Here is a 13,445-nt window from a genome sequence, read left to right on the forward strand (position 1 = left end):
ATTGAAAAAAATATAAAAGAAAATATGAAATGATAATTACGTTAGAATGGGGCTCCAACCAAGCCGACAACCAGACTAACCACAATGATTATTCCCATAAGGAAAGACATGAATGTTACAATTGGCTTATAAGCGATTTCAGGCATTATATAGGACAATAGATTTTCAAGCAAATGCCCTCCATCCAAAGGTTTCATTGGAAGCAGGTTGAAAGTTCCAATAGCGAAATTCAGGAAATAAATCCAAAACAATAGGTCAGTTAAAGGCATTAATAGCCATAATAAAGGAGTGTAAAACTGATTGTCAAAGTCATCTGCAATGACATTGTTTGCATTTACTTGAATTCCCATAAATCCTATGGATTTATTCATAGGATTGGTTTTCAATTGGAAACTGTAATCTCCCTGATCCGTATGAATATTAACCGTGTCATTTGGCTTTAAGGTATTTGCAGCTTTCTGGAAAGAATCTATGTCAGTTACAGTGAGATTATTTATTGATTTGATTATCATTCCTTCAGACATATAATTTTTAGCATTTGCATCTTCAGTTAATCTGTTAACAACAACACCCTCATCTTCAAATACCACCGGAACGATAAATGAAGATATAACTGTCATGATAATCAATGCAATAGCTGCTAAGGTTAAATTGGCCATAGACCCTGCAACATAAATCCTCATTTTTGCAGGACGGCTTAATTCATTCAATTCCTCTTCATCAGGTTCTACAAAAGCTCCTGGAATAATTGCAAACAATAAAAGACCGATGGACTTTATATTGATTTTTTCCACTCTGGATAGGATTCCATGGCTGAATTCGTGAACTATTAAAACTGTTGCAAGTGCAATAAGTCCAGAAAGCAATGGAATAAATATAGGTGATCCTGGAACTTCAACACCTGGAACGATTAAGCTAACAGTAGGTGTATCCAACAATGTCTTTAAGGAATAGACCAATGCAATAGCCATAAGAATCATAAAACCAGTTGAAATTACGATTCCGATGTTCATATACCATTTCCAAAACCTTGGAGCACGATTGGCTAATCTGTCTATAAAACCTCTTAATCGTTGTGTTTTCCACATCAAAAGAGGGAAGTTTACTTCAACCCCATGATCAGTGAGATAATCCTTAAATACAATTGCAATAACCCAAATAAGTATAAAGGCTATTACATAATACCATATACCATTCATATTAACACATTGATAATTTTTAAAAGTTTTATTTTATAAAAGTTTTATTTTATAAAAGTTTTATTTTATAAAAGTTTTAGTTTATAAAAAATCCATTATTTTAATAGATTTATTTAATTGAATAATATTATTAAGTTTTCATAATATAAAAAAGTAATTATTTAAAAATTATTTAGATTTCTTTAAACATTATATTTTAGCCAGAAGGTTGCTACCACTATTGCTATAGTAGTTCCGACAACTAATAAAACACCGGAAATTGCATCAGTTTGATTTACAGTCAATCCTAAAAAGCCATTATGCCCTAGACTGTTAAACAGAAAAACTAACCCCATCCAACCAAAAATAATCATAAAATATGCGAATACTTTCTTATCATAAATTAATAAGAATATGCCTATTGATAAAATGAAAAATCCTTTTAAAAGCAGGCCTAAATCAATGCCTAAGCTTAAAAAGCTATTTATTGCTAAAATTATAATTACCGCTATAACATATGCAAGCAGAAATTTTGTTTTCTGACTATTCCATTTATCTCTTAGTTGACTATTATGCTCGTAATATTTTATAGTTTGTTCTTGATCTCTTTTTAAGAAATTTTTTTCCTGAGCCTTTAAAACCTTGTATAACTCCTCACTAGCAACATATAGATAAAATCTATAGCTTAAAAATAATGTAAAAAGAAAACTCATAGGAATTAGCATAATTAATATTAAACTTAATATGGCTCCTAAAACATTTGGAATATAAGGAGCGATTTTTGAAAACATTGCCAAAATAAATATCCAAAACACTAATAGATATGCATAAAAAACTATTGTGACAAAAACTGTTAAAAGTATATCTTTTATTCTGCTGCTTAATTTGGATTGAATTGTTTTATAAAATTTATAGCTTAAAAGAAAGGAAACTATAAATTCAAGGAAAAATAACAATAGATAAATCAAATCTCCAACATAAACTGCATAAACAAAATAAGTTCTTAAAATAGAAATATTAAATAGTAAAAAAAAGAAAACAGCAATTGTTAAAATGATTTCGTAAATCTTTTCTTTATTTTCAATCATAATATCACCATTTAAGATTTATGAATATATCTTTAAAGAATAATATAAAAAAGTATCTGGTTTTGGTAATTGAAAAAATTATTTAAAAGCAACACATAAAAATTTAAAAAGAAATTTTTAAAAAACATGAGGAAAATAGAATAAAACATGAATAAAAAAATAGTTTTTTTAACATGTGTAATTGGGATTATAGCACTTTTAGCCATTAGTGCAACAAGTGCTGAAAAAAGTGATGTGGACACTTCAGATTGGGTGAATATAACTGTATATAACACCAATTTTCAGATTCCACCAGAGTACGGGGGAGGAAGCGGCTCTGGAGGAAATTATGTTAAGACAAATGTATTCACATTTGGACTTGTAGCTTTGGAAGATGACAAGTCCCTTAGAAACAATTATGGATATGAATCTACCCTTGATGAACTTTATGATGTAGAAGAGATGGAAATAGACGGCCATCATGCGGTTGCATATTATAGCCATAGAAGCATTTGCAATCATGATGTGACTTATCTCTACTTTGAATCAAACAAGACATTCTATGCATTGAGCTATGATGGAAACGATGTTAATGATACAATGAAGAAGATTGTTTCTTACAGCCCTAAATCCAATTTCACTAAAGAGAAATTTGATGATAAATTAAATCAAATGCAAGATGATTACATTGAAGAGCAAAGCGAATATGCAGAATCCTATGCTTACGACCAAGGATATAGAAATGGATATTCACAAGGAACCATGAACAGTAGACACGATGACTTATTTGGATACTACCTATTCTATAGATTAGGAAGAAGAAGTCGTTAATGGGTTAATATAAAAAATAGCTTAATGAAGAGAAATCGAACAATTAATAAAAATAAAATAAAATAAAATAAATTTTAATAAAATTAAAATAAAAAATAAATAAAATTTAAATAAAAAATAAATAAAAATAGCAAAGATAAGAATTAATATTCTTATCTACATTCTTTTTTTTAAATTCTTTTTTTAAAATATAAAAAATAATTAATTTTTAAAAATATAAAATTTTAATTCTAAAGGCTAGGCCATGCCATATCATTGAAGAAGATCAAGTCAACTTCATCTCCTTTTTCGATTCCTTCATGGTTTTCGTCAATGATAATGTAACAGTTTGCCTCTACCATTGACCTAATGATACCAGAACCTCTATTCAGGACATGATGAACACCATTATCATCAGCTACCGCACGAATATAATCTGTTCTTCCAAGAGATGAAGGTATTTTGGTTTTAGATACCCTATTAATCACTTTATGGGAATAATCAAGTCCTTGCATTTTAAATATGTAATGTCTTGCAATTATATCAAATTGGCCCATAGCAGCTACAGGCTGGCCGGAAAGCATAAACACTTGGGTTCCATTAACAATGCCCGCACCTACAGGCTTTCCTGGCCTCATTGCAACACCATGGAAAAGAACTTGACCTAATTCCTCAACTGCTTCAATGACTACATCCCCTTTGCTTATAGCGGTTCCACCAGTAGTGATAACAACATCATAGTCTTTAGTTGCCTTATCGATTGCTTCCTTAACTGCCTCAAAGTCATCTGCACCATGCTCTATATCAACAATAGCTCCAGCACTTCTAATCAATGCTGCAATGGTGAATTGATTGGAATTGATTATTTTTGCCTTATCAAGCTCTGGAGAAGGTTCCACCAATTCATTCCCCGTGATTAGTAATTTGACTCTTGGCTTTTTGTAGACTTCAACTTCACTGTGTCCAGCTGAGGCAATCAAACCCATCTCTTGTGGCCTGATTAAAACATTCTCCCCTAATAATTCATCTCCTTCAGCAATGTCTTCAGCTTTTGGAGAAATGTTTTCACCAGGAGTAACCTGTGAATGAATCTCCAGATTATCCCCATCTTCATAGGTGAATTCCTTCATTAAAACAGCATTAGCACCATTTGGAATCGGTGCACCAGTAGCTATTACAATAGCTTCACCATTGGATAAGGTCTTATCTGAAAAGTCTCCTGCTCCAATCCTATCAATGATCTTTAATTCTTTAATGACATTATTGGAAGCTCCAAATGTATCCTCTGCAATCACTGCATATCCATCCATAGCAGATTTGTCAAATGGAGGGGAATTGTGATAAGAGGAAATGGAATGAGCTAAAACTCTACCTTGAGAATCTTTTAGATTGATCTTTTCTGTATCCATAAGCTTTTGATTCTCATCAATTTTAGCTAAAGCATCTCCCAATGGAATTAAATTTGATATAAACTTCATATTATCGTCCATAAAATAAATTAATAATATTATTCAATTAATAAAATAAAATAAAATAAAATAAATTTAAAAAAAATAAAAAGATTGATTAAAATATTATAAATTAAGCCATATACTTTTCAATGACACCATGATAAGCGTCATCCAATTCTGCTACAGCTAAATCTACAATTGTTTCATCATCTTTTTTAATTACTAATGAATCTCCTTTGACTTCACCAATGATTGCAGCGTCCACATCAAGGGAATCGATTATTTCTTCTGCCTTATCAGCGCTTACAGTTATGATGAATCTTGCATGGGATTCTGAGAACAATAAGTTATTGTCACTGATGCCCTCTTCGGCTGGAACTTTGCTAATGTCCACTTCACAGCCAAGTTTACCGCTCATAGCCATTTCAGATAATGCAATAGCTATTCCACCAGCAGATACATCGTGTGTAGCGGTTATTGCAAGTTCATCTTCGCCTTCAAGGTATTTTACATAGTCCCCGTCATTTTCAATTAAGTCAAGAATGGTTTTTGCAGATGCCAATTCATCATCGATTCTGATTTTAGGAGCATCCCCTTGTTCAAGAGAATGTACAGCTCTGTGGTATTCAGAACCTTCAACTTCATCATAGGTTTTACCGATAATAATGATTTTATCTCCTTCTTCCTTGAATGGGAGTGTTCTGATGCTTGAAAGCTTTTCAACACCGATAACTCCTACAGCAGGGGTCGGGTTGATTTTAATACCTTCTGTTTCATTGTAGAAACTTACATTTCCACTGATTACAGGAGCTTCGAATTTCTCTGCAATGTCAGACATTCCCTTAATGCACTCCTTGAATTGCCAAAGGATTTCAGGAGTTTCTGGGTTACCGAAGTTTAAGCAATCTACAACAGCATAAGGTTTTGCACCCATTGAAACCACATTACGGATTGCTTCTGCAACACTTCCTGCTCCACCATCATATGGAGTCAATTTAGTGTGGATTGTATTGGAATCAGCAGTAATTGCAACAGCGGTTTCATCATCAATTTGCAATACGGCTGCATCATCACCAGGTTTTACTACAGTTCTGGTTTGAACTTCATGGTCATATTGCTTGTAAACCCATTCCTTGCTTGCAATATTAGGGGAGGACAACACTTTAATCAATGATTCATCTATTGGGCCATCTACCACTTCAACCAAATCAGTTGGTTTAGCAGGCTCTCTCATTTCCCTATCAAGTGAAGGAGGATCTGCTAAAAGGATTGTTGGAACATCACATAATGTTTGCAATTCCACTTCTGCATCGAAATCCTTAACAACCATATGGTTACCATCAGTAACTTCACCAATCACAGCAGAAGGAATTTCATGCTTGTCACAGATAGCTTGTGCCAATTCAACATCTTTAGGGTTAATGACAAAAATCATACGTTCCTGGGATTCTGAAAGCATAATTTCGTAAGGAGTCATTCCCTCTTCACGAAGAGGAATGGCCCTAAGGTCTACAACTGCACCATTTCCAGATTTGTCTACAAGTTCTGAAACACAGCAAGTAAGACCTCCACCACCTAAATCCTTTACACCGGAACAATCTATTTTTTCAAGAATTTCAAGTGAAGCTTCAAGCACTCTCTTTTTGGTAAATGGATCTGCAACTTGCACAGCAGGACGGTCTTCAGTTTCAGAATTGGAAGTTAACTCTTCAGATGCGAAGGTTACCCCATGAATTCCATCCCTACCGGTAGTTCCACCCATAAGCAAGAAGACATCACCAATATTTGGAGCAACTGCCATTACGATTTCGTCCTTTTTCACAAGCCCTGCACATAAAACGTTTACAAGAGGGTTTGTTCTGAAGGACTCATCAAATTCAATCTCACCAGCAACGGTTGGAACACCTACCCTATTACCATAGTCAGATATTCCTTCCACTACATGCTCAAACAAGTATCTGGACTTTTGGTCTTCAAGTGGACCGAAACGCAAGCTATCTAAAAGTGCAATTGGCATTGCACCCATAGAGATAATGTCTCTTAAGATACCTCCAATACCAGTACCTGCTCCACCGTAAGGTTCAATAGCTGAAGGGTGATTATGACTTTCCATACCTACAGCAAGAGCATACTCATCTGTAATGGATACGAGACCTGCATCATCCCCAGGACCTAAAACTATGTTTTCTCCTTCAGTAGGGAACAACTTTAAAATTGGCCTACTACTTTTATATGAACAGTGCTCAGAGAACATTACATCTAACATTCCCTCTTCCAATTCGTTCATTTCTCTTCCGAGAATTCCTTCAATATATTTTACTTCAGAATCTGTTAAAGTCATAAAAACACCTTAGATAAGTTTTACAACAGAAATAATTACTTTGTTTTCTTCAATAATCCATTCTTTTGAATATTCAATGGAAATATCATCATCAACATTTTCTTCTGTACCTTTAAGTGTACAGACTTCACAAGCTTCACCATCGAATATTACAAGTGATTTAGCCCTTACCTCTTCACTTATTAAATCAGACTGCTTTTCAACTAATTCCTTGAATTCAGCATTAGTATTCACCATAACGCCAATATTAGCCTCAACATCCAAGTCCATGTCCTTTCTCATATCTTGGATTCTTCTAATAAGTTCACGAGCCATAGCTTCAGATAAGATCTCCGGAGTGATTTTAGTATTCACGAATACATTTCCTCCAGCAAATTCTGCACTTACAACATCATCTGGAAGCTCAGTTTCATAAAGAACATCATCAGCGGAAAGTTCAATTTCTTTTAAATTACCTTCCCTATCTTCTCCTCTCACTACATATTTGCCAGTAGCATCCAAGCTATCCTTTATGGAATTTCCTGTTCCATCTGCTTTAGCTTGTGCGAAGAATTTCTGTACAATGCCCATATCTCCCTTAAGTCTTGGACCTAAGGTCTTGAGATTAGGTTTTGCAATGAATGTAAGGTTTTCAAATTCAGTAGCTGTAATGACTTCTTTTGTATTTGATTGATCTTTAATAATATCTTCAAGTGAGGATATGCTTTCCAAGATTTCATCATCCTGTGATACTACAGTGATGTCACTTACAGGCCATCTTAACTTGTATCTTGCAACATCTCTAGCTCTTGCAGATGCTTCGATAACGTCTCTCACATTATCCATTTTAGCTTCAAGTTCCTTATCGATTAAGGATTCATCATACATCCAATCATCCATATGAACACTTTCTGCAGCATCAGCATCCAAGTTTTTAACCAAGTTTTCATATACCTCTTCAGATAAGTGAGGAGTGATTGGAGCCATCAAATGGATTAAGGTATTGAGTGTAGTGTAAAGTGAATAGTATGCACCTAATTTGTCTGCTTAAGTCTTCAAGAATGAAATTGTTGATTGCTCTTGTAGCTAAATGGAAGTGTACATCGTTAATCGCCTCACCTACCTCCTTAGCAAGTGAATTTACACGGGACAAGATCCATTTATCCTCATTTCTAAGAGTGACATTTGCATCAGGACCTTCCACTATACATTTTGCAGGGTCAAATTCATCCAGTGCCATATAAGTGGTTGAGAACACATATACGTTCCAGAAGATATTGAACATCTTTTTAACATTGTTCAATTCATCCCATACGAACTTAAGGTCATCCCATGGCTTACAAGCCCATAAAAGGTAGAATCTTAGAACATCTGCACCATACTTTTCAATAACTTCCTCAGGTTGAACTACGTTTCCTAAGGATTTACTCATCTTTTTACCTTCTTCGTCCAATACGAATCCATGCATTAAAACCTTATTGTATGGAGCTTGATCCAATGCAATTACACCAGTACCTAATTGGGAATAGAACCATCCTCTGGTTTGGTCGTGCCCTTCACAAATAAAGTCATAAGGATACCATTCATTAAACATTTCCTCTTCACGAGGGTAGTATAAAGCTGCCCAACCTGCCACTCCTGAGTCAATCCATACATCCAATACATCAGGAATACGTTTCATAGGTGAATCGCAGCCACAATCACATTTAATCAATACGTCATCGACATAAGGTCTGTGTACTAAATCTTCATCACTTGCAGTGATTTCATTGATTGATTCATTTTTAAGCTCTTCAACTGAACCGATTACCTTGATCTCACCACAATCAGGACAAATCCAAATAGGTATTGGAATACCCCAGTATCTTTGTCTTGAAATGGTCCAGTCCTTAGCGTTAGCTACCCAATCATGGAATCTTCCTTCACCAGCCCATTTAGGTACCCATTCAACTCTGTCAATTTCAGAGAGCATTTTATCCTTGATTTCAGGCACTTTAATGAACCATTGTTCAGTAGCTAAGTAAATGATAGGAGTCTTACATCTCCAACAGACCCCGTATCTGTGGTTGATTGTATCATGCTTAAACATTAAATCTTGAGCAATTAAATCTGCAATAATTGTATCATTCAAGTCTTTGGTGAAGCCTTCAGCATAGATACCACCATCTTCAGTGAAACATCCTGCTTCATCCACTGGACAATGTATAGGAAGTCCTACTTTTTGACCTATTTCAAAGTCCTCAGGACCGTGTCCAGGAGCAGTGTGTACAAAACCGGTACCTTCACCTAACTCTACATGGTCTCCATGGAAAGTGGTGTGAACCAATTTATTTTCAGCTTCAATTTCCATTTGTTTAGGTACTTGCTCAGCTAAAGGATAAACATAAGACAAGCCTAAAAGTTCAGATCCCTTTACGGTTTTAATTATCTCATACATCACTTCTTTCTCTTCCTCAATGATGTATTTCTTTTCTTTAGACTCTTCATCTTCAGGATCATATTTAGGATTTGGCAATTTGTTTTTGTGAATAACTTCAATTGGGCCTAAAACTGTTTCTAAAAGCTCTTTTGCAATGATTAAGATTTCTTCTCCACTTTCATTCAATCTTTCATCTACCTTTACGAAAGAATAATCGAATTCTTCATTCAAACAAATAGCTAAGTTTCCAGGAAGTGTCCAAGGAGTGGTTGTCCATACCAAGAAAGATTGTCTTAAATCAGCATAATCTCCATCTGTGATTAATTTTTCCTTAAGTGGGAAACGTACATAAATGGAAGGGTCATCTCCTTCAGTATAGTCAATTTCTGCAGCAGCAAGTGCAGTTTGACAGTGAGGACACCAACTGATTACCCTTTGGTCACGGGTAAGCAAATTCTTTTCATGAGTCTTCTTCAATGTCCACCAAGCGGATTCCATATATTTAGGATCCAAGGTCATATAAGGATTGTCCCAATCCATCCAAACTCCTAAGCTTTTGAACTGTTCAGTCATTGCAACCTTATTTTCCATTGCAAACTCTTTACATTTGTCAATAAAGTTGTCAATGCCGTATTTTTCCTCAATTTCCTGCTTGGATTCAATGCCTAACAATTGCTCTACCTTATGTTCGATAGGCAATCCGTGGGTATCCCATCCAGCTTGTCTTCTTAAAGAAAATCCATTCATGGACTTGTAACGCAATAAGGTATCCTTGATAACCTTATTCCAGGTAGTTCCTAAATGGATTTTTCCACTACAATATGGAGGACCATCTAAAAAGGAATATTGTGGACCATTTGCTCGCAATTTATTTGTTTTTTCATAAATATCAGAATCTGCCCAAAAGTTTTGGACCTTTTCCTCTATCTTTTTAAAGTCATAGTTTTTCTCTGCCTCTTTTAACGGCATATCGATTCTCCTAATAAATGTGATTTTTTAAATTTATTAAAATGGTAAATCTTATAAAAATTTAAGATAATTTTCATTATCTTAATGATTTTAATAAATTATATAATATATATTATTATGATATATATTTCTTATTTTGAATGTAAATAAACTTTATTATTATTAATATTTATAAAAATAATAATCGTATTATAATTATAATATGATGATGAAATAAAAAAATTGCAATTTAATTGTTAAATTCATTTTAAAGTGTAAATAACTTTTTAATAATGAAAATATTTATAAATATTAAGAATAAATAGAAAATAATAGAATTATGGTCAAAATATTGAAAAATAAAAGAAATAAAACGAATAAAAATTTAAAGTCAATGACACTCATTAAATCAAATGAGGAAATTGGAAAAATCAGAATAGCCAATACTTTCTTTAGTCGATTGATGGGACTTATGTTTAAAAAAAATGCAAGGGTTCCATTGCTGTTTGAGATTCCTGAAAGAATAAATAAGAAGGAAAGATCTTCAATCCATAGCTTTTTCATGAGATTTGAGATAGTTTTAGTTTTTATTGATAAAGGTAATGTGGTTTATGAAATAGCTAAAATGAAGCCGTGGAATTATTATATTCCTAAAAAACCAGCAAAATATATAGTGGAATTTGATAAAAGAGAATTCAATGATTGCTTGAAAATAGGGGATGAGATAGAAATAGATATAGAGGATGAAACAGATGTAATATGTTTAAAATAACTGTAGATAAAAAAATTAAAAAATAAAAATTAAAAAAATAAAAGGATAGAAAAATTATAAATCTAAACTATCCATAAGACTTTGAGGAGTGTCGAAAATCTCGATTCCCTCCATTTTTTGGAGCTTTTGAGTGTTTTCAATATCAATTTCCCTCATATGCATAGTTATGATTTTTCCTGTTGAAACTGCATCATATGGGCAAATGTCATTACAGGTTCCACAGCCAATGCATTTCAATAGATCAATCTCTTCATGAGCAATGATTGCACCATTCGGACAAGCTAAAGCTGCTTCACATTCGTCACATTTTTGGCATTTTGTCTTTTCAAGCTTTGATGGCAATATGGTTTCCACATCACCTGGCTCAATGTCTACCGGAACCATGAGAGTTCTCACTCTGCCTTTTCCAGCTTGTGCAACTGCATTGGTTACAAGAGTGTCTGAAATTCCATGAACTATCTTAGCAACTGTGTTTGCAGTTGTAGGAGAGACTATAAGCAAATCATATTTTCCAAGTGAAAGCCTTCCTGTAATTGGAAAGCTGAATTTCTGATTGGAATCGCTTGCAAGTTCATTATATCTTCCACCAGTTACAGCAACAACCCTATCATAGAGACCGTACATCTTTAAAACTTCTTCGGAAGCCTGTGATAAAAAAACAGTCAAATCGTTGTCTTTTGCCAATTCTTCCATAGCTTCAACGCTTTCCTTAAGCAAATGTCCTGCACCGGTAAAAGCCCATCCTATTTTCATAAAATATCTCCAAAAATTACTCACAACTAGTGAAAATATTTTGATCAAACTTTTATCACAAAAGTTTGGAAAAAGTTTTGGTCAAGGTTTTGCAGCCCAAAGGGCTGGAAAAGCTTGGATTAGATATGTTCAATGAACTTGTATCCTTCTTCTTCTGTGAAAGCGTAGTGAATGGTTCTGTACTGAGACATGAATTCAGTGACTTCATCCTTGATGTCTACTTTGTCACCTTCAGCAACTCTCCAGATGAATTCAGCTACTTCTTCCATTTCTTTCTCTTTCATTCCTCTTCTGGTGATTTCTTGAGTACCGATTCTGATACCAGATGGGTCATCACTGTCATTTACATTGTCACCAGGAATGAGGTTTTTGTTAAGAATTATGTTGTTTTGCTCTAATTCCTTAGCTAAGATGGTAGCTCTTTTAACATCTCTTACATCCATACCCACTTGGTGGGATTCAGTATATCCTAAATCTTCACATAATACATTGAATCCTTGTTCAGCAAGAGCGCCAGCTAATGCTTTAGCGTTTTTAATGGTTTGTTTAGCATAAGCTTCTCCGAACTCAAGCATTTCAGCGGTAGCAATACCTAAACCAGCTAAGTGGTGTAAGTGGTGGTTACTTACTACACCAGGGAATACAGCATTGTCAATTAATTTTTCATTTTTCTTATCTGATAAGATGATTCCTCCTTGAGGACCTGGGAAAGTCTTGTGGGTACTTCCCATAAGGACTTCAGCCCCTTCTTTTAAAGGATCTTGGAATTGTTTACCTGCAATCAATCCGAGTACGTGAGCACCGTCATACATGATGGTTGCGCCTACTTCGTTAGCTGCATCTACAACTTCGGATACAGGGTGTGGGAAGAGGAATAAGCTTCCTCCAAAGAGGATGATTTTTGGTTTTTCCTCTAAGATCATTTTGTTCAATGCATCAGCATCAATATTCATTACTTCTGGGTTAAATGGATGTTCTAAAGTTTTTAATCCTCTAATACCTGCAGCACTTACATTTGCATGGGAGATGTGTCCTCCGTAAGGAATGTTCATTGCAATCATTTTGTCTCCAGCATTAGCAAAACCGAAGAAAGCAGCGAGGTTTGCAGTTACACCGGAAACAGGTTGAACATTTGCATAGCTACAGTCATAAATCTTACAGGATAATTGTTTTGTAATGTCTTCAATTTGGTCTATGTAGGTACATCCTTGGTATAATCTTTCGTAAGCTTGTCCTTCAGCATATCTGTGAGCCAAATCTGAAACCATTGCAGTTGTAACAGCATTACTTGTGGTATTTTCACTAGCAATCATGTTAATGCTGTCTCTCATCCAGTCATTATGAACTCTCATCAAGTCATTAATCTTATTCATATCTTCTTCATATTGATACATAAAAATAACACCTATATTCTCTAAAAATTGTAATCTTATAAATATGATTATAAATTAAATCTTTTTTTGATAAAATAATTAAAAATTTTAAAAGTTTATAAAAATCAGAACAATAATTAAAAAAATCTAAAAATCTAAAAAATATAATCTTATAAAATTCTTATTAATATATAATATAATTTTTTAATTAAATAAAACTTTTTATTAAATATATTATAATTTATATTATTCTTCAATATATTTTGAATTTTTTTTTAGATTAGAAATTTTTATAGAATTTGAAAAAAGAATCCTAATTTTAGAAAAGATTTATTTTTGGAAAAATAATCTTAA

The 13,445-nt window shown here is 33.8% G+C and carries 8 protein-coding genes and 1 pseudogene; 2 read left to right on the top strand and 7 right to left on the bottom strand.

The window, feature by feature from the left end:
• Positions 1 to 41 precede the first annotated feature (41 nt).
• Complete coding sequence (locus QZU90_RS05745) at positions 42 to 1,199, bottom strand: site-2 protease family protein (protein ID WP_296856038.1); 1,158 nt, start codon at positions 1,197 to 1,199, stop codon at positions 42 to 44.
• A 182-nt stretch (positions 1,200 to 1,381) separates the two neighbouring features.
• Positions 1,382 to 2,266, bottom strand: coding sequence for a hypothetical protein (locus QZU90_RS05750; RefSeq protein ID WP_296856041.1), 885 nt, complete (start codon positions 2,264 to 2,266; stop codon positions 1,382 to 1,384).
• A gap of 147 nt (positions 2,267 to 2,413) precedes the next feature.
• Between QZU90_RS05750 and QZU90_RS05755 the strand changes: the two genes are divergently transcribed.
• On the top strand, positions 2,414 to 3,076 hold the full coding sequence (locus QZU90_RS05755) for a hypothetical protein (RefSeq protein ID WP_296856042.1): 663 nt from the start codon (positions 2,414 to 2,416) through the stop codon (positions 3,074 to 3,076).
• Between the two features lie 230 nt (positions 3,077 to 3,306).
• On the opposite strand, the gene glp is transcribed toward QZU90_RS05755, so the two are convergent.
• From glp to ileS, 3 genes and pseudogenes are all read right to left on the bottom strand, one after another.
• A complete protein-coding gene (glp, locus tag QZU90_RS05760) occupies positions 3,307 to 4,533 on the bottom strand; it encodes a gephyrin-like molybdotransferase Glp (protein WP_296856044.1) in 1,227 nt (408 codons plus the stop codon).
• 103 nt (positions 4,534 to 4,636) lie between these two features.
• On the bottom strand, positions 4,637 to 6,847 hold the full coding sequence (gene purL / locus QZU90_RS05765; protein WP_296856046.1) for a phosphoribosylformylglycinamidine synthase subunit PurL: 2,211 nt from the start codon (positions 6,845 to 6,847) through the stop codon (positions 4,637 to 4,639).
• A 9-nt stretch (positions 6,848 to 6,856) separates the two neighbouring features.
• Positions 6,857 to 10,214: pseudogene (gene ileS, locus QZU90_RS05770) on the bottom strand (isoleucine--tRNA ligase).
• A 373-nt stretch (positions 10,215 to 10,587) separates the two neighbouring features.
• Between ileS and QZU90_RS05775 the strand changes: the two are divergent.
• On the top strand, positions 10,588 to 10,965 hold the full coding sequence (locus QZU90_RS05775) for a DUF192 domain-containing protein (protein WP_296856048.1): 378 nt from the start codon (positions 10,588 to 10,590) through the stop codon (positions 10,963 to 10,965).
• A 54-nt stretch (positions 10,966 to 11,019) separates the two neighbouring features.
• Here the strand turns inward: QZU90_RS05775 and QZU90_RS05780 are convergent, their stop codons facing one another.
• Together QZU90_RS05780 and glyA are read right to left on the bottom strand one after the other, a co-directional pair.
• The gene (locus QZU90_RS05780; protein ID WP_296856050.1) at positions 11,020 to 11,718 is read right to left on the bottom strand and encodes a dihydromethanopterin reductase (acceptor); all 699 of its coding nucleotides are present in this window, start codon (positions 11,716 to 11,718) and stop codon (positions 11,020 to 11,022) included.
• Between the two features lie 119 nt (positions 11,719 to 11,837).
• Positions 11,838 to 13,112 (bottom strand): serine hydroxymethyltransferase, encoded by a 1,275-nt coding sequence (gene glyA / locus QZU90_RS05785; protein WP_295608300.1) that lies wholly within the window; start codon positions 13,110 to 13,112, stop codon positions 11,838 to 11,840.
• Positions 13,113 to 13,445: the final 333 nt, after the last annotated feature.

The organism is uncultured Methanobrevibacter sp., from assembly GCF_902784195.1.
Classification (GTDB): domain Archaea; phylum Methanobacteriota; class Methanobacteria; order Methanobacteriales; family Methanobacteriaceae; genus Methanobrevibacter.

Bases quoted from the DNA above. Each gene is read 5' to 3' on its own strand.
- QZU90_RS05780 (WP_296856050.1), bottom strand. From the start codon at position 11,718: ATGAAAATAGGATGGGCTTTTACCGGTGCAGGACATTTGCTTAAGGAA.
- QZU90_RS05755 (WP_296856042.1), top strand. From the start codon at position 2,414: ATGAATAAAAAAATAGTTTTTTTAACATGTGTAATTGGGATTATAGCA.
- glyA (WP_295608300.1), bottom strand. From the start codon at position 13,112: ATGTATCAATATGAAGAAGATATGAATAAGATTAATGACTTGATGAGA.
- QZU90_RS05750 (WP_296856041.1), bottom strand. From the start codon at position 2,266: ATGATTGAAAATAAAGAAAAGATTTACGAAATCATTTTAACAATTGCT.
- QZU90_RS05775 (WP_296856048.1), top strand. From the start codon at position 10,588: ATGACACTCATTAAATCAAATGAGGAAATTGGAAAAATCAGAATAGCC.
- purL (WP_296856046.1), bottom strand. From the start codon at position 6,847: ATGACTTTAACAGATTCTGAAGTAAAATATATTGAAGGAATTCTCGGA.
- QZU90_RS05745 (WP_296856038.1), bottom strand. From the start codon at position 1,199: ATGAATGGTATATGGTATTATGTAATAGCCTTTATACTTATTTGGGTT.
- glp (WP_296856044.1), bottom strand. From the start codon at position 4,533: ATGAAGTTTATATCAAATTTAATTCCATTGGGAGATGCTTTAGCTAAA.